General features: G+C 45.9%; 19 protein-coding genes. All 19 read left to right on the top strand.

What is annotated here, in order from left to right; all coding sequences use genetic code 11:
- The first annotated feature begins 15 nt into the window (after positions 1 to 15).
- The 19 genes from MKY35_RS09775 to rseP all read left to right on the top strand — a co-directional run bounded on the left by MKY35_RS09775 (position 16) and on the right by rseP (position 17,194).
- Positions 16 to 1,566: a chemotaxis protein CheB gene (locus MKY35_RS09775; protein ID WP_342446632.1), complete on the top strand. Its 1,551-nt coding sequence runs from the start codon at positions 16 to 18 to the stop codon at positions 1,564 to 1,566.
- A 33-nt stretch (positions 1,567 to 1,599) separates the two neighbouring features.
- Positions 1,600 to 3,696, top strand: coding sequence for a chemotaxis protein CheA (locus tag MKY35_RS09780; RefSeq protein WP_342446237.1), 2,097 nt, complete (start codon positions 1,600 to 1,602; stop codon positions 3,694 to 3,696).
- A 62-nt stretch (positions 3,697 to 3,758) separates the two neighbouring features.
- Positions 3,759 to 4,220, top strand: a complete 462-nt coding sequence (locus MKY35_RS09785) for a chemotaxis protein CheW (RefSeq protein ID WP_007430046.1) — start codon at positions 3,759 to 3,761, stop codon at positions 4,218 to 4,220.
- A 3-nt stretch (positions 4,221 to 4,223) separates the two neighbouring features.
- The gene (locus MKY35_RS09790) at positions 4,224 to 4,850 is read left to right on the top strand and encodes a chemotaxis protein CheC (RefSeq protein WP_029517007.1); all 627 of its coding nucleotides are present in this window, start codon (positions 4,224 to 4,226) and stop codon (positions 4,848 to 4,850) included.
- Positions 4,843 to 5,340 (top strand): chemotaxis protein CheD, encoded by a 498-nt coding sequence (locus tag MKY35_RS09795; RefSeq protein ID WP_010346358.1) that lies wholly within the window; start codon positions 4,843 to 4,845, stop codon positions 5,338 to 5,340. The genes MKY35_RS09790 and MKY35_RS09795 overlap by 8 nt, the downstream gene beginning before the upstream one ends.
- 2 nt (positions 5,341 to 5,342) lie before the next feature.
- A complete protein-coding gene (locus MKY35_RS09800; protein ID WP_029517008.1) occupies positions 5,343 to 5,756 on the top strand; it encodes a hypothetical protein in 414 nt (137 codons plus the stop codon).
- Between the two features lie 14 nt (positions 5,757 to 5,770).
- Complete coding sequence (locus MKY35_RS09805; RefSeq protein WP_013309911.1) at positions 5,771 to 6,559, top strand: FliA/WhiG family RNA polymerase sigma factor; 789 nt, start codon at positions 5,771 to 5,773, stop codon at positions 6,557 to 6,559.
- 44 nt (positions 6,560 to 6,603) lie between these two features.
- Complete coding sequence (locus MKY35_RS09810) at positions 6,604 to 8,013, top strand: FapA family protein (protein ID WP_342446238.1); 1,410 nt, start codon at positions 6,604 to 6,606, stop codon at positions 8,011 to 8,013.
- Positions 8,014 to 8,095: 82 nt separating this feature from the next.
- Complete coding sequence (locus tag MKY35_RS09815) at positions 8,096 to 8,416, top strand: hypothetical protein (protein ID WP_342446633.1); 321 nt, start codon at positions 8,096 to 8,098, stop codon at positions 8,414 to 8,416.
- A 41-nt stretch (positions 8,417 to 8,457) separates the two neighbouring features.
- Positions 8,458 to 9,090: a hypothetical protein gene (locus MKY35_RS09820; protein ID WP_342446239.1), complete on the top strand. Its 633-nt coding sequence runs from the start codon at positions 8,458 to 8,460 to the stop codon at positions 9,088 to 9,090.
- Positions 9,087 to 9,734: an endolytic transglycosylase MltG gene (locus MKY35_RS09825; protein ID WP_342446240.1), complete on the top strand. Its 648-nt coding sequence runs from the start codon at positions 9,087 to 9,089 to the stop codon at positions 9,732 to 9,734. Before MKY35_RS09820 ends, MKY35_RS09825 begins: the two co-directional genes overlap by 4 nt.
- Before the next feature lie 253 nt (positions 9,735 to 9,987).
- Complete coding sequence (rpsB, locus tag MKY35_RS09830; RefSeq protein ID WP_013309916.1) at positions 9,988 to 10,686, top strand: 30S ribosomal protein S2; 699 nt, start codon at positions 9,988 to 9,990, stop codon at positions 10,684 to 10,686.
- Positions 10,687 to 10,816: 130 nt separating this feature from the next.
- Positions 10,817 to 11,467, top strand: coding sequence for a translation elongation factor Ts (gene tsf / locus MKY35_RS09835; RefSeq protein WP_013309917.1), 651 nt, complete (start codon positions 10,817 to 10,819; stop codon positions 11,465 to 11,467).
- Positions 11,468 to 11,587: 120 nt separating this feature from the next.
- Entirely contained in the window at positions 11,588 to 12,316 is a 729-nt protein-coding gene (gene pyrH, locus MKY35_RS09840) for a UMP kinase (RefSeq protein WP_013309918.1), read from the top strand.
- Positions 12,316 to 12,870 (top strand): ribosome recycling factor, encoded by a 555-nt coding sequence (gene frr / locus MKY35_RS09845; protein WP_029517013.1) that lies wholly within the window; start codon positions 12,316 to 12,318, stop codon positions 12,868 to 12,870. The genes pyrH and frr overlap by 1 nt, the downstream gene beginning before the upstream one ends.
- 84 nt (positions 12,871 to 12,954) lie before the next feature.
- Positions 12,955 to 13,722, top strand: a complete 768-nt coding sequence (locus tag MKY35_RS09850) for an isoprenyl transferase (protein WP_029517014.1) — start codon at positions 12,955 to 12,957, stop codon at positions 13,720 to 13,722.
- Positions 13,723 to 13,739: 17 nt separating this feature from the next.
- A complete protein-coding gene (locus MKY35_RS09855) occupies positions 13,740 to 14,531 on the top strand; it encodes a phosphatidate cytidylyltransferase (RefSeq protein WP_029517015.1) in 792 nt (263 codons plus the stop codon).
- A gap of 145 nt (positions 14,532 to 14,676) precedes the next feature.
- Positions 14,677 to 15,816 carry a 1-deoxy-D-xylulose-5-phosphate reductoisomerase gene (locus MKY35_RS09860; protein WP_342446241.1) on the top strand — a complete coding sequence of 380 codons (1,140 nt, stop codon included), beginning with the start codon at positions 14,677 to 14,679 and terminating at the stop codon, positions 15,814 to 15,816.
- 106 nt (positions 15,817 to 15,922) lie between these two features.
- A complete protein-coding gene (gene rseP, locus MKY35_RS09865; protein ID WP_039274668.1) occupies positions 15,923 to 17,194 on the top strand; it encodes an RIP metalloprotease RseP in 1,272 nt (423 codons plus the stop codon).
- Positions 17,195 to 17,219 lie beyond the last annotated feature (25 nt).

A 17,219-nucleotide genomic window follows, 5' to 3' on the forward strand; every position in this document is an offset into this window, starting at 1 on the left:
ACAGAGGTGTTTAACATGTGTGCTTACCGGGTGCTGGTTGTAGATGATTCGGCCTTTATGCGCAAAATTATTACAGATTTAATTGTAAGGGATGAGTCGTTCAACATCGTAGGTACAGCCGCCAATGGCAAAGAGGCTGTAGAGAAAGTGAAGGAATTGCAGCCCGATTTGGTCACCATGGATGTCGAGATGCCTGAAATGAATGGTCTTGAAGCATTGCCATTGATTATGGCAGCCCATCCGCTACCTGTTATTATGCTGTCAGGCATTAATGAACAAGGCATGAAGGAGACCATCATGGCTCTGGAGGCAGGAGCTTTCGATTTTATAAGAAAGCCTTCCATCGCTCATGCGCAAGATATTGAGCAAGTGAGCAAGGCGCTGCTGGAACAGATGCACACTGCTATGCAAGCAGTGCGGAGCCGTCTGGAGCGCAAGGAAGCTAATGAGCGCAAAGCTGCATTGGAACAAGCAAAAAAAACGCCACAGCAAAAGCCTCCAGGACAGACTGTGACTGAGAAGCGAGCAGGCAGTCAAGCTTCGACAGACAAGCCTCCTGTTGTTCCGCTTGCTCCTTCACCTGCTGTATCAGCTCAGCCGAAGCGTGATGTTGGCAAGTCCGCCCCGGCAGTAGCCAAGCAGGAAACCAAACGACAACAGTCTGGAACATCTGTTACAGCGGGGCGCATAGAACAGCAGCCAGCTGCTCAGCCAAGCAATAAGTCAGTCCAAGCACCTACTGTTCAGAAGAAGGAAGATTTGTCCAAGGGGATAGGACGAACACCAGGGCAACTAAACAGTACTACTACGGCCGCTGGCAAATCGCTGCATGGTAAGGATAAAGCAGGCTCGGTTAAGCCGGAGTCCCATAAGACGGTGATTTCATCAGCTACTCGTACTCCTGCGGCTGCTACACCTCCAGTAGCGGCACCTACAGTTCCTGCCGCACCTAAGGGATTGTCACTTAAAAAAGGTGTGCACACGTCCAACTTTCGCAAACTAGTGGCGGTGGGATGTTCTACGGGCGGTCCGCGGGCGCTTAAGACGCTGTTGGAACGCATTCCTGGTGATTTTCCTGCTCCAATCGTTATCGTTCAGCATATGCCGCCAAACTTCACTCGTTCGCTGGCACAACGCTTAAACACGTTAAGTCCACTTCGAGTTGTGGAGGCTGAGCAGGGGATGACGCTGGAGACTGGAACGGCCTACATTGCCCCAGGGGGATATCAACTAAGAATTGTACCAGGAGCCGGTGGTAAATACACTGTGTCACTGAAGACGGAGGAAGCTCGCAATGGTCACCGTCCTTCCGTAGATACGATGTTTGAATCGTTGCTCTCGTTAACCTCGTTGGAGCGGCATCTAGTATTGCTCACTGGAATGGGGAGCGACGGGGCCAAAATGATGAAGAAGCTTTATGATGCTGGGGTACAATCCACATTTGCTGAAAATGAGGAAACTTGTGTAGTGTACGGAATGCCCCGCTCAGCAGTAGAGTTAAAATGTGTGCGTCACCTTCTGCCAATGCAGGAGATCGCCCCCAAGCTTGTACAAGTTGTGAAATAATCGGAGTGTAACTCATGGAGGAGGTGTCTCACAATGGACATGAACCAATATTTAAACATGTTTATTGATGAGTCGAATGATCATCTGCAATCTCTTAACGAAAAAATGCTTCAACTGGAAAGCAATCCAACTGATCTAGGTATCGTTCAGGTGATTTTCCGTTCTGCCCATACCCTCAAGGGAATGGCTGCTACGATGGGGTTTGAAGACCTAGCATCGCTTACCCACCAAATGGAAAACGTTCTTGATCTTGTACGTAACAACAAGCTGGCGATGCATGAATTTATATTCGATACCTTATTTAAGGGATTGGATGCTCTGGAGTCCATGGTGCAGCACATTACAGAGGGAGGCGACGGAAAAGCGGATGTCTCCTCTATTGTATCTTCACTACAATCCATCGTGAGCGGGGATTTCCAAAAGACCGGCGCAAATGCTGCGACTGAGGAGTCTCCATCTAAAAAAGTGGGCAAAAACGATAGTGCTGGGCTTGTTTTGGATCAGTTCCAGTATTCTGTATTGGAGCAATCTATTTCTGAAGGACATCGTGTTCACTATATACAGGTAACAATCAGCTCAGAGAGCCAGTTAAAGGCGGCGCGTGCTTTTATGGTGTTTAATACACTGGAAAACTCTGGTGAAATCGTCAAGGCCTATCCGTCGGTACAGGATATTGAACAGGAGAAATTCGAGCAAAGCTTCTCGTTATATTACATAACGCAGAAAGAAGTTGGGGAGCTGGAAAAGGAAATCGCGGGCATCTCTGAAATTGACACTGTCTCAGTGGTACAACTAGATCAGGAATCGCTTAAACAAATGAGCGAAGTTACTGCTGGACTGGCTGAGACTGCTGCGGTACAGGAAGCTCCTGTTGCCGTGCAATCACCTGCTCCATCCCAGCCGCAGTCTTCAGCTGCGGCCTCTGTGGCTAAGCCAGCTGCAGGTAAGGCGCCAGCAGCTAAGGCAGCTGCCCCTACGCATAACCGTACGATTCGTGTAGATATTGAACGTCTGGATGTACTTATGAACTTATTTAGCGAGTTGCTCATTGACCGCGTGCGGTTAGAGCAGTTGGCAAGTGAAGCTTCCAATCCAGCACTGACAGAAACGGTAGAGCACATGAGTCGTGTGAGCAGCGATTTACAAAACGTCGTTCTTAAATTGCGGATGGTACCAGTAGACACTGTTTTCAATCGTTTTCCGCGTATGGTGCGCGATCTGGCCAAATCGCTGGATAAAAAACTTGATTTGGTTATTACTGGAGCAGAGACTGAAATGGACCGCACTGTTATCGACGAAATTGGCGATCCTCTGGTGCATTTGCTTCGTAACTCCGTGGATCATGGCATTGAGTCGGTAGCCGATCGGATTGCAGCTGGTAAACCTGAGACAGGAACGGTTAACTTGCGTGCTTTTCATAGCGGAAATAACGTATTCATCGAGATTGAAGATGACGGAAATGGTATTAATCGCGATAAGGTACTAAACAGTGCTATTTCTAAAGGGATTTTGACAGCAGAGCAAGCAGCGGTCATGACCGACGAGGAAGCTTATCAGGTATTGTTTGCTCCAGGCTTTAGCACAGCTGCAGTCATTTCAGACGTATCAGGACGCGGTGTCGGTTTGGACGTTGTTAAATCCAAAATCACTGCTTTGGGTGGCAATGTTACGGTTCACTCTACACTGGGCCAAGGCACTAATTTCTCTGTGCAATTGCCGCTCACCCTATCCATTATTGCAGCCATGATGATACAGATCGGTTCTGAAAAATATGCGATCCCATTGTCCTCCATTGTGGAGACTGCGATTGTCAAAAGGACACAGATTCGTTCTGTACATGGCAATAAAATGATTGCTTTCCGCGATTCTCATATCCCGCTCATCTCCTTGAGTCAGCTGTTTGAGGTACCGGACTTCAATGAAGATGAAGAAGAAGAGACAGAGGTCGTGGTCATCCGCAAGGGAGACCGTTTGGCAGCTCTTTCTGTACAGGACTTTTTGGGACAAAGTGAAATTGTCCTTAAAAATCTGGGCAAATACCTTCCAAATATCCAAGGAATTTCAGGTGCCACGATTCTGGGTGACGGTCAGGTTGCGTTGATCATTGACCCGAATGTTTTCATTAAATAATGTCTTCATCAGAAATGAAAGAAATGTGAAGTTGCTGACATCAATAAGGAGGGTTTTTAGACATGGGAGAAGAAATTAAAGTTATCGTATTTAAGCTTGGTGAAGAGGAATACGGTGTTGAAGTAGAAAAAGTCCAATCTATTGAACGCATGGTGCCGATTACACGGGTTCCAAGAACTTACGATTTTGTAAAAGGTGTATTCAACATGAGAGGCGTAGTCATTCCGGTTATTGATCTTCGTGGCCGATTTGGATTGCCTGAAGCTGAATATACCGATCAAACCCGCATCATTATCGTTGCAGTGGGCGAAATGCAAGTCGGCTTTATCGTTGATTCAGCGAATGACGTTATTGACCTGAATACTGACAATATCGAGACACCACCGGAAGTGATTGGCGGAGTTAAGGCTAAATATCTTCGCGGAGTTGCTAAAATTGGTGAAGAGCGCTTGTTGATTATGCTGAACTTGTCCGAAGTCCTGAATCGTAGCGAAATGAACCAACTGGAAGGCTTAGAGGATTAACATATGGAGAATCTTGGGAATCTTGAAGACTTCAAGTTGGATGTGTTGAAAGAAGTCGGCAACATTGGCTCGGGGAACGCTGCTACAGCGCTCTCCCGGCTTCTCAATAAACCGGTCGACATGGGTGTGCCCAAAGTACAAATGCTGCCTTTTGAGGAAATTGCCGATAAAGTCGGTGGAAATGAGCAACTTGTTGTTGCAATATTTTTTAGGGTAGAAGGGGAAGCCCCCGGCAATCTATTCTTCATATTGCAGCCTCAGGCGGCAAAAGGCTTACTTTCCCGTTTAGCGAATATTCCTTCAGATGACGAGGACAGTTTTAACGAAATGGAGCACTCAGCCCTGTCGGAGATCGGAAACATTTTAGCGGGCTCTTACCTGTCTTCGCTGGCCGATTTCACACGTTTATCCATGTATCCAACAGTCCCTGCGCTGGCGTTGGACATGGCAGGAGCAATTCTTAGCTACGGACTGCTGCAGTTTGGGCAGATGGGAGATGCTGCATTATTGATTGACACATCGTTTCTGGAAGGGCAGAATCAGATAGAGGGTCAATTTTTCCTGATTCCTGATCCAGAATCGTTCGGGAAAATCTTTAGGTCGTTAGGAGTCCCGATGAACGATGATTGAGGATAAAAGCATCATTAAAGTCGGCATGGCAGATTTAAATGTTACCAGCAATCCGAACTCGATTCGTACGACAGGACTTGGCTCCTGCGTCGGATTGACCCTCTATGATCCTCATTTGAAACTGGCAGGCATGGCACATGTGATGCTACCGTCCTCAGATATTGCGCGTGAAGGGCAGCTGAATATAGCCAAATATGCGGATACGGCGCTGCCCGAGTTATTTGAGAGGATGCTGAAATTGGGTGCAGAACGACGCAGACTAATTGCCAAAATGGCAGGGGGAGCGCAGATGTTCGCCTTTGCTGGTAGTGGAGACACCATGCGGATTGGTCCACGTAATGTAGAATCATGCAAGGAAATGCTCGTAGATCTCGGCATTCCTTTGATTGCGGAGGACACAGGCGGCAATTATGGACGAACGATTGAGTTGGACTCTGAAACTGGCGTTTTGAATATTCGAAGCGTACAAAAAGGTGTAAAGGAATTATAAACATGTTATTTGGCAGCTTACGCATTAATCTTTGGTCTGGAGTAGTCGGATTTATTCTGACTTTTGTGTTGTCCGTTGGCAGCAATCTGCTGACCACGAGCTTAATTCGTGGCTTGATCGCCTTCGTTTTTTGGTTCCTACTTGCATTTGTGCTGCGCTGGACACTAGGTGTTGTAGCGCGGCCAGATCTGGGGAATGCCCAAAGCCGGGCAAGCTCTCAGGTAGATGGCGTAGGGGGGAATCTGGACCTGACGACACCAGACGAAAATGAAGACCTGAATGAATTGCTGAAACCGAAACCAGAGCAGACGGACGAGGGGGATAATGGTTTTGCACCTTTAAACCCACCTAAGCTGGTTTCCAACAAGGACCCTGAAGAATTGGCCAAGGCCGTTCGTCACCTGACAGACAAATAAGGAGGGTGAAGCCGATGAACGAGCGAAAAGCCGCTCATTTAAACCATTCCGAACTATGGGAACAATGGAAAGAACACGGTGACAAGGAAGCAAAAAAACAGTTAATTGAAAAGTATCTCCATATTGTAGAGTATGTGTCAGGCCGTCTTGCAGTAGGCTTGCCTAAAAATGTATCCAAGGATGATCTGGCGAGTAACGGCGTTATGGGTTTGATTGACGCTTTAGAGAAATTTGACTATGAGCGTGGTTTGCAGTTTGAGACTTATGCTTCTTGGCGTGTTCGTGGAGCGATTTTGGATGGTCTTCGTCAAGGGGATTGGGTTCCTCGTTCAGTTAGGGAAAAAGCGAAAAAAATCGAGGATGCATACCAGCATTTGGAACAAAGATATCTACGCACGGTCAGCGACGAAGAGATGAGTCATTATTTGGACGTTTCTGAGAAAGAGTTTCAAAATATGATCCAAGAGGTCGCTGTTATGTCGATTGTCTCACTGGAGGATCCGATCCGCGAAGAGGAATCGGAAACACGGCTTTCCCTTTTGGTGGACGAGAAGGCGAAAAATCCGGATCATAAGGTCAATGAATTTACACTTCGTGATGCCCTTGCACAAGGCATTGATAAATTGACTGAAAAAGAACGTATCGTTGTTTCTTTATTGTATTACGAGGATTTGTCACTTAGCGAAATCGCTGAGGTCATGTCGCTATCTCCATCGCGAATTTCACAGTTGCATTCCAAAGCAATATTACGTCTGAGAGCGACATTGGACAAACAACGGGATTTGCTAATGCGTAAAGATTAACGTACGGGAGGTTACAGTAACAGTTAGACGGAAGGAGCACCCTTGTGGAGAAGCAATATGCTTTGGACCAGTTTTTAAAAGTGGTTGTCTCACCTGACAAACAAACCGCCTACTTGGAGTTTGCCAAACGTGAAGAAGGCTTTGCCTGTTCTGTGGAAGAATTAGAGCGTTTTCTAAGCAACCAAAAAATATCCTACGGTTTAATAACCGATGCAATTCGCGTATTTGCGGCAAGTCCAGAAGATCATTTCTTCGGAAAATTACTGATTGCTCAGGGAAAGCAGCCGATCCATGGTACAGACGGAAAAATTAATCTGGCTGATATTGTGACTGGCGAAGATGCACATAAGCCGCTTGAAACCGTGGATGGACGGGTGGATTATAAAGAACTAACTCGTTTAAGAAATGTAAAACGTGGTCAACTGATTGCCGAACGGGTTGATCCTCTGCCAGGTGTACCGGGGATTGCTGTAACCGGAGAGGAAATTCCTTTTCTTCCAGGTAAAGAGGCGCGTTTTAAAGTTGGAAAAAATGTAGTGATCCATCCAGAAGGTGTTGCGATGTATGCGGCTATTGACGGACTGGTAACTACGACTGAAAAGGGCAAACTTAATGTGTTCCCCGTATATGAAGTTAACGGGGACGTCGATTATAGTGTCGGCAACATTGATTTTGTTGGAACCGTCGTCATTCGTGGGAATGTTTTGACAGGTTTCCGGGTTCGGGCGGCTGGCGACATTCGTGTCATCGGTGGTGTGGAAGGGGCCGAAATTGTGGCGGAAGGTTCAGTGGAAATCACTGGCGGTATTATCGGATACCATAAGGGGTTCGTGAAAGCTGCACAAAATGTGAAATGCTCGTTTATACAAGATGGTAGCGTGATTGCGGGAGGCGATGTACTTGTATCCCAGAGTATTATGCATTCCCAGATCAAAGCGAGTAATAATGTAATCTGCGAAGGAACAAAAGGGCTTATCGTAGGTGGCAGTGTACAAGCTGGTAAAAAGGTAGTGGCTCGTACCGTCGGTAATACGATGTCCACAGCTACCAATATCGAAGTGGGTGTACTTCCCGAACTGCGCGATGAACTGACAGAACTCCGCGCACGTTTGAAGCAGCAGACAGACAGCCAGGATAAAACGAATAAGGCCCTTACCATATTGGATCAGCTTGCCGCCGCCGGACAGCTTGCACCTGAAAGAATGGCTATGCGAATCAAGCTGACATCTACTAAAAAATCTAATGAACAGGAGCTTTTGGAAACCAAGTCCAGAATGCTTGAAATTGAACGAACATTAGAGGATACAAGCCGCGCACGGGTAGAAGTGAAAAATGTGATTTACGGTGGCTCTAAAATAGTTATCGGCAGATATACAAAATTTATTAAAGATTCAGTGGAAAGAATGGCGTTTTATTATCATGAAGGAGACATCAGCATGTCCTCCTACGTGTAATTCGGCACACTGATAAACAACATTCAACATTGTATTCCTTGGAAGACAGATACGGATGCCCAATCGGAAAGGCTGTGGTCCAATGAGCTTGAAGGCTGTTGAATTGCAAATTGCCGTACCTCGCACCAGCGAAGCTGGAAAATACCAAAGTGAGTCCCAGCAGCGGCCGATGAATGATCAAGCATTGCTTGGACAAAAGGCCGCGCTGGAGACGGAGAACCTGCGTCAGCGAAGCAATGCTGTAGATCAGTCTGCGGAAACATTCGTCGGCGAGCGGCAAACAGGGGGGCAGAGCAGAGATTCTTCCCAGCAGAGCCGCTCCCGGCCAGATGAGGCTGAACTGCCTAAGGAGCATCCGGCAGAGCATCCGTTCAAGGGACACCATATTGATTTTTCGCTCTGATCCGACAGGTGGAGAAGCGTTATTAAAGGAGACGATGGGCAGTGGATCAACCATGGATTTATATTGTTCTGCTGGGCGCTGCAGCTGTTGTCTACGCCTGGCTACAGCCTAAGCGTCAGCCAGGCCGGGGAACAGAAGAGGCCGTCGTCCAAAAGGTCGAGGCCACATTAGAGCAATATATGGCCGATATTGAAAACGATAATGACGAGTTGATTGAGCTCGTTTCTGGTATGAAGCAGGAGCATACAGTGAAACAGGCGGCATTACAGGAGCAAGTAGCTGAGCTTCGGAGCCGTATCGTGGAGCTTGAGCGCCAGGCTATGTTTGCAACTGTGTCTATGCAAACCGAGCCTGTACCTAAGGAAATACAACATACAGCTGCTTCTCATCAGGCAGCGGTTGCATACGGTCAATTTCAAAGTCCGCGACCTGAAATGTCTGTGCAGGAAGGCTACTCTGGTTCAGAAGCTCCCCTCATAACTACGGAGGAGCAGACGGCATTACAAGATCCTGAAACTGAGCAGGAAGCAGAGTCCATCCGTGATCGTTATCAAGAGTTGTTTGCGCTGCATGAGCAAGGCAAGTCGGTGGACTATATAGCCAAGCAATCAGGCATTCAACGGGGTGAAGTACAGCTTATTTTGCAACTCGCGGAGCGGGAGGATGTAACGTGATCAAAAACCGTTCATTTATGCTAGGCATGGGTACTGGTCTTATAACGGGGGCATTGCTATTGCAACTGGCATTGATCGGTCAGGGGCAATCGCAGCAATCTTCCACAGACCCGAAAAACATGACGCGAGAGCAATTAGAAAAGGCAGCAGCCGGATTAAATCTCCAGGTCAGTGACAGCTCTGACCCGAAAATGACAGAAGAGGAATGGCGTAATAAGGTGATCAAGGAAGGTAATAAAACTCCCGTTGCACCCCAAAAAGCTAAACCAGCTCAAACGCCAGCAACACCAAAGGCACCTGCAAACAGCATATCCTCGGCTGGTTCTAAACCTTCGACCAGCACATCGGTTCCACAAAGTCCGAATAAGCCGCAAACTCAAAGTTCTGGCACTACAGCGACTCCCAATATCCCCAAGCAGCCTGCCACCCCACAAGTGCAGTATAGCATTGCATCGGGAAGCAATTTGAGAAGTGTGGCATCAGGATTGCAACGGGCAGGGGTCGTATCGGATGCTAGTGCATTTGAGGCAGCAGCTAAGGCTAAAAAAATCAATACCAAAATTCGTACCGGTACCTATCAGTTTGCTAAAGGTGAGGATTTCAGTTCTATCATTACTAAAATTACGAAAAAGCCGTCCAACTGACCAGACTGGGAAGTGGACGGCTTTTATTCTTGCTGAAAAGTTCAATGAGAGGCGTAAAACGTCACATTTTGCGTTGTTCTAACTATTGTCGAAAAGTTGGTTGCAACGATGCAAGTGTTATGGTATATTAATTAACGGTGTTAAAAACGCACGTCGGTTAATTTTATAAAGGGTGCTTTCCAATGGAAAGTCTTTATGAGAAATGATGTCGGCGGAGGACACACAAAAAACCAAACTTAGGAGGTGCGTGAAGATGGCAGTAATCTCCATGAAACAGCTTTTGGAAGCTGGGGTTCACTTTGGTCACCAAACACGTCGCTGGAACCCGAAAATGGATCGTTATATCTTCACTGAAAGAAACGGTATTTACATCATTGACTTGCAAAAGACAGTGAAAAAGGTTGAGGAAGCTTACAACTTTGTAAAAAGCATTGCAGCTGAGAATGGTACAATTCTGTTCGTAGGCACGAAGAAACAAGCACAAGATTCCGTTAAAGAAGAAGCAGCACGCGCTGGTCAATTCTACATTAACCAACGTTGGTTGGGTGGTACGCTGACTAACTTCCAAACGATTCAAAAACGTATTGACCGTTTGAAACAACTGGAAGCTTGGGAAGAAGACGGTACATTCGCAGTTCTTCCTAAAAAAGAAGTTATCATTCTTCGCAAAGAAAAAGATCGTCTTGAAAAATTCTTGGGCGGTATCAAAAACATGAAGGGCCTTCCAAGTGCTCTGTTCATCATTGATCCACGCAAAGAACGTATCGCGGTTGCTGAAGCTCGCAAATTGGGCATCCCAATCGTAGGTATCGTTGATACAAACTGCGATCCAGACGAAATCGACTATGTTATCCCGGGTAATGACGACGCAATTCGCGCTGTTAAATTGCTGACAGGTAAAATGGCTGATGCAGTTATGGAAGCAAACCAAGGCGAAGAAACTACAGCATAACATTTCCATTAGGAAATAACTATATGAATTAAATGAAAAGGGTGGTTGGCAGGTGTATAACCTCTCACTACCCTTTTTTTAAGGAATAAGCACGGTATACCATTGAAAATCAAATTTGGAGGGAAATAATATGGCAGTTAATGCTAGCGCAGTAAAAGAGCTTCGTGAAAAAACAGGCGCAGGAATGCTGGATTGTAAAAAAGCGCTTGAAGAAGCAAACGGTGATTTGACAAAAGCGGTTGAAGTTCTGCGCGAAAAAGGACTTGCAGCTGCAGCCAACAAAGCAGGTCGTATTGCTACTGAAGGTGTTGTTGAATCCTACATTCATGCTGGCGGCCGTATCGGCGTACTGGTAGAAGTAAACTGCGAAACAGACTTCGTAGCTAAAACAGACCAGTTCAGAGATTTTGTACGCGACATTGCAATGCATATCGCTGCATCGAACCCTCGTTATGTTCGTCGTGAAGAAGTGCCACAGGAAGAGATCGAAAAAGAAAAAGAAATCCTGAAAGCACAAGCGCTGAACGAAGGTAAACCAGAAAAAATTGTTGAAAAAATGGTTGAAGGCCGTATTGGTAAGTTCTATGAAGAGTTCTGTTTGTTGGAGCAATCTTTCATCAAAGATCCAGACAAAACAATCTCCACGCTTATCAACGAAAAAATCAGTACGATTGGCGAAAACATCTCCCTGCGTCGCTTTGTTCGTTTTGAACTGGGTGAAGGTCTGGAGAAAAAAGAAGACAACTTCTACGAAGAAGTTATGTCTCAAGTGAAACAATAATTACCAACGAACGGTAATCGCATATGGAAAAATGGAAATGGGACACATCAGTGTTCCATTTCTTGCAACAGGACACCTATCCTGTTACATAAAGTATAAATGATATTGGAGGGTGATCATTTGGAAAAACCTGTGTTTAAGCGTGTTGTCCTGAAAGTTAGTGGTGAATCGCTGTCAGGTCCTAACGGTTACGGTATTGACGCGGATACGATTGCATCCATTGCCGAACAAGTCAAAGACGTAGTGGAACTGGGAGTAGAAGTTGCTATCGTGTGTGGTGGCGGTAACATCTGGCGCGGTATTGCTGGAAGTGCCAACGGAATTGACCGGGCCACGGCAGATTACATGGGTATGCTGGCAACGGTGATGAACTCACTGGCCTTACAGGATGCTTTGGAACAGATTGAGGTACCTACCCGTGTACAAACATCCATTGCGATGCAACAGATTGCAGAACCTTACATTCGTCGTAGAGCTATCCGTCATTTAGAAAAGGGTCGGGTTGTTATTTTTGCAGCAGGTACAGGTAATCCGTTCTTCTCGACTGATACTACAGCTGCACTGCGTGCCGCTGAGATCGAAGCGGAAGTGATTCTGATGGCTAAAAATAAAGTGGATGGCGTATATTCTGCTGATCCGTTTAAAGATAGCACAGCTGAGAAATATGAGCAGCTTACGTATTTGGATGTGCTCAACAAAAATCTCGGTGTCATGGATTCTACTGCTTCCTCGTTGTGCATGGATAACAATATTCCGTTGATTGTCTTTGCTATTACAGAGCAAGGTAACATTAAACGTGTCGTGCTGGGTGAGAAAATTGGTACGATCGTCAAAGGGAGTGTAAATTAATGCCACAATCCGTGAAAAAGAGTGCTGAGGAGCGCATGCAAAAAGCAATCCAGGCATTGCAACGTGATCTTGCATCTTTGCGTGCAGGACGGGCGACACCAGCTTTGCTGGACCGTGTACAGGTAGAGTATTATGGTGCAATGACTCCAGTCAACCAACTGGCGAATATCAATACACCTGACAGCCGAACCTTGATGATTCAGCCTTGGGACAAATCTTCCTTGGCCGATATCGAGCGCGCTATACAAAAATCCGATTTAGGTTTGACACCTTCGAATGATGGTAACACCATTCGTCTAAGCATTCCTGCTTTGACGGAGGAGCGCAGAACTGACTTGGTGAAGTTGACAAAGAAGAACGGTGAAGAAGCGAAGATCGCTATTCGTAACATTCGTCGTGATGCAAATGATGACATCAAAAAATTGGAGAAAAGTGATATTTCCGAGGACGAATCTCGTAAACATCAGGAAGATATCCAGAAAACAACTGATAAGTTTATCGCTGAAGTGGATAAAGTTTTAGCTGCAAAAGAAAAAGAAATTATGGAAGTCTAAAAGATTGGCAGCCCCTCCCTTACGGTGGGGTTTGTCTCTTTTCAAGCCTGAGGCACATTTTCAGAGAATGCTGGAGGAACTGGAATGATCAAACGGGTTCGGTCTTGGTGGAACGGGGAACAAAAACAGCAAACACCGGCCATTTCAAAAGACAATATTCCGCAGCATGTTGCTGTCATCATGGATGGGAACGGCAGATGGGCCAAACGGATTGGAATGCCGCGGATTGTAGGGCACCAAAATGGAATGAAGGCAGTGAAACGCACAGCAATTGCGGCGGATGAACTGGGTATTAAGTATTTGACTTTGTTTGCATTTTCAACTGAAAATTGGACGCGTCCAAAGGACGAAGTTGATTTTCTAATGCGCTTACCGCAAGAATTTCTGGCTATTGAGCTAGATGAGTTGATTGAAAAAAATGTGCAAGTACGTATGATGGGCAATAAAGAACATTTACCTTCCCATACCGTTGAAGCGCTGACTGAAGCGACTCGACGAACTGAAAATAATACCGGACTTGTTCTTAATTTTGCATTAAATTATGGAAGTCGGTTGGAAATCACCGAATGCATGCAAACATTGGGCCGTCAAATTGCGGATGGGAAGCTTAAATCGGAAGATATAACATCTGAGCTGATCGGTAGTACGTTGCTTTCTAGCGGTATGCCAGACCCTGATTTACTGATTCGAACAAGCGGTGAGCTTAGACTTAGTAATTTTATGCTCTGGCAGCTTGCCTACAGTGAGTTGTGGTTTACTGATATTTATTGGCCTGAGTTTAAGAAAGAACACTTATACGAAGCAGTGATCGAATATCAGCAAAGAACACGACGGTATGGCGGACTGAAGTAAATGGAGGATGAAAGCCGTTGAGACAGAGATTAATTACCGGTATTCTGGCAGGCATATTCTTTTTGGCGATGGTCCTGTGGGGCGGCTTGGCCTACCATTTGCTTATATTGGCGATGGCCCTAATCGGATTTTATGAGTTCGCACGAATGACGCAGGTATCTCCTTTTGGAGGTACAGCAATACTTGGATACGTAAGCATATTAGCTTTTGTATTCCCGTATGAACCTTTTGGTTTGCACTCACCCTTACCCTTTGCCAGTATGCTTTGGCTGGTAATGATAGCTTTTATGATCATCACGGTAGGAACAAAAAATAAAATCCCGATTCAAACGGTAGCTATATTATTTCTTGGTACCGTTTATATAGGGTTTGGATTTTCGTATATTGCGGAATCACGTCATATGGAACATGGACTATTATGGACATTTTTATTATTGGCTTGTATTTGGGCAAGTGATGCAGGGGCATATTTTGTAGGCAAAATGGCAGGAAAGACGAAATTATGGCCTGCGATCAGTCCGAACAAAACGGTCGAAGGATCCATTGGCGGCATCGTTTTAGCGTTGGTTATAGCTCTTGTATTCGCTGGATTATCGGGTGGACTGCTGCCATGGGGCAAAGCCATCGGCATCGGTTTGTCATGTGCAGTTGTGGGACAACTGGGCGATTTGGTACAATCTGCATACAAACGAGTGTACGGCATTAAAGATTCCGGTAATCTGCTGCCAGGGCACGGTGGTATACTAGACCGTTGCGACAGCTGGATTGTCGTTTTTCCATTTGTACATATGCTGATGCTGCTTCCATGAGTCTATTGATTACAGTTTATGCTCAGGCTAATCTCTATGCTGCTCACTCTGCGCTACTAGAAGGTTGGAACCAGTAGCATAGCTGCCTGAATAATAATCAATGAGCTCCTGGATAAAAGTGATTTTCAGGATAGGAAGGTGCATCATGAAAAGAATTACGGTACTTGGTTCAACCGGTTCTATTGGAACTCAAACGCTGGATGTAGTGTCCATGCACCCGGATCAGTTTACTGTTGAGGCTTTAGCAGGTGGTTCTAATATAAAGTTACTTGCTGAGCAGGCGCATCTTTATAAACCCCAAAAGGTGTCTGTGGGTACTCGGCAGTTGGCGGATGAAATTCGTCCTTTACTGCCTTCTGGAATGGAACTGTATTGGGGAAATGAAGGACTCGTTGAGCTTGCTGCGAACACGGAGGCGGATATGGTTGTGACGGCTGTAATGGGCAGTGTCGGATTGCACTCCACGCTGGCCGCGATTGAAGCTGGAAAACAGATCGGTTTGGCCAATAAGGAAACACTGGTTACTGCTGGTCATCTGGTCACAGCGCGGGCTCGGGCGAAAGGAGTGCCGTTGCTGCCGATTGACAGTGAGCATTCAGCTATTTTCCAATGCTTGAATGGTGAGCGTATGAAAGATGTGGCACATATTACCCTCACAGCATCAGGGGGTTCTTTTCGAGATTTGACAAGAGAACAGTTGCGTGAAGTTACAGTGGAAGATGCACTCAAGCATCCCAATTGGTCAATGGGGGCCAAAATTACGATTGATTCAGCAACGATGGTAAACAAGGGGCTGGAAGTCATTGAGGCGCATTGGCTATTCGGACTTGATTATGAGCACATTCATGTGTTGCTTCATCCGGAAAGCATTATTCATTCCTATGTTGAGTTTCAGGATACAAGCATTGTTGCTCAACTTGGGAATCCGGACATGAGAGTACCTATTCAATATGCATTGACTTACCCTGAGCGTATGAAGTCCCCGGCGAAGCCGTTGTCACTGGCTGAAGTGGGTAAACTCCATTTTAAGGAAATGGATTATAATCGTTTTCCTTGTTTAAGGCTTGCCTTCGAATGTGGTAAAATGGGTGGTACAGCACCGACCGCATTTAATGCAGCTAATGAAATTGCAGTTGCCCGTTTCCTGCGTGGAGAAATTTCTTTTCTGCATATTGAAGCTATTATTGAACGTGTGCTGGAGCGGCATGTCAATGTGGCTAATCCTGATCTTTCTGCAATTGAAGCCTGTGACGAAGAGACTCGTAGCATATCTTCGGGGTTGTAGGCTAATGTTGGGTTAGAAACGAAATGTGATTCTCTTGTGCGGGATCGGAGAATAATGATAATCTAGGAAGACAAACTCGATCTCATTGAAAGGGGAACGGAAACGATTGGAAACGATTCAAATAGTGTTGATGACGGTGCTCATGTTTTTCGTCATAGTGACGGTGCATGAATGGGGGCATTATTATTTTGCCAAACGCGCCGGGATTCTGGTACGGGAGTTTGCGATCGGTTTCGGTCCGAAACTGTTTTCTTATAAAAGAAACGAGACGCGATTTACGTTGCGTTTGTTGCCGTTCGGTGGCTTTGCCCGCATGGCGGGAGAGGATCCGGAGGTCAATGAAATTGAGGCCGGACAAACGATTGCTGTACGCGTAACGGATGACGTCGTTAAAACCATCTATCTAGATCAACTGGATAATCGTAAGAATGTGGTGCGCGGCGAAGTGTTGGATATTGATCTGGAACAGTCATTAACTTTAAAATTGGATGTGGATGGCGAAGATCAGCAATACACTGTACATCCGCAAGCGATGATGGTAACCAAAGGTCAATCCATTCAGATTGCACCCAAGGATCGGCAGTACGGGAGTAAAACAGTAGGACAGCGTGCGATGGCTATTTTTGCTGGACCACTGATGAATTTTATTCTTGCCTTTATTTTGTTTGGTCTGCATATTCAGATGGTCGGCATACAAGTGGATAACCCGACTTATGTCCAAATTAGTGAAATTACAGCAGGTATGCCTGCTGCTGAAGCTGATTTGCATAAGGGAGATATCATCGAATCGGTGAATGGAATAGCCATTGGTGCAAATGTTGAAAACATGATCAAACTGATTGCGGATTCTCAAGACAAGCCGATGAAGTGGACGGTTCGCCGTGATAGTAAGACCTTTGAGCTTACTATTACACCTCGTGCTATGGAAGGACAAAAGGGTGGCAAGGTGGGTATTGTACCCGAACTTCCAAAACGCCAAGCAGGTGTGGGGGAAACGTTCAAATTTGCCGGCCAATCTATGGTCAGAACGACCGATATTATTTTCCAAGGATTTAGCCAGCTCATCCAACGTTTTTCTATCAATGACCTGGGAGGCCCGGTACGTACTTTTGAAGTGACAGGGCAAATTGCCAAGCAGGGGATTGAGCAGTTGACGTATTGGACTGCTATAATGAGTCTTTACTTGGGGATATTTAATTTATTGCCTATTCCGGCGCTGGATGGAAGCAGACTTGTTTTCCTTGGTGTGGAGGCGGTAAGAGGACGTCCCGTTGATCCGAGTAGGGAAGGTATGGTCCATTTCGTTGGTTTTGCTATGCTATTCCTGCTTATGATTGCGGTCACGTATAACGATATTTTACGCTTAATTAATGGTTAATTAGAGACGGACTTATATAAAAACG

This window comes from Paenibacillus sp. FSL L8-0638, assembly GCF_038593075.1.
In the GTDB taxonomy this organism is placed as follows: domain Bacteria; phylum Bacillota; class Bacilli; order Paenibacillales; family Paenibacillaceae; genus Paenibacillus; species Paenibacillus polymyxa_D.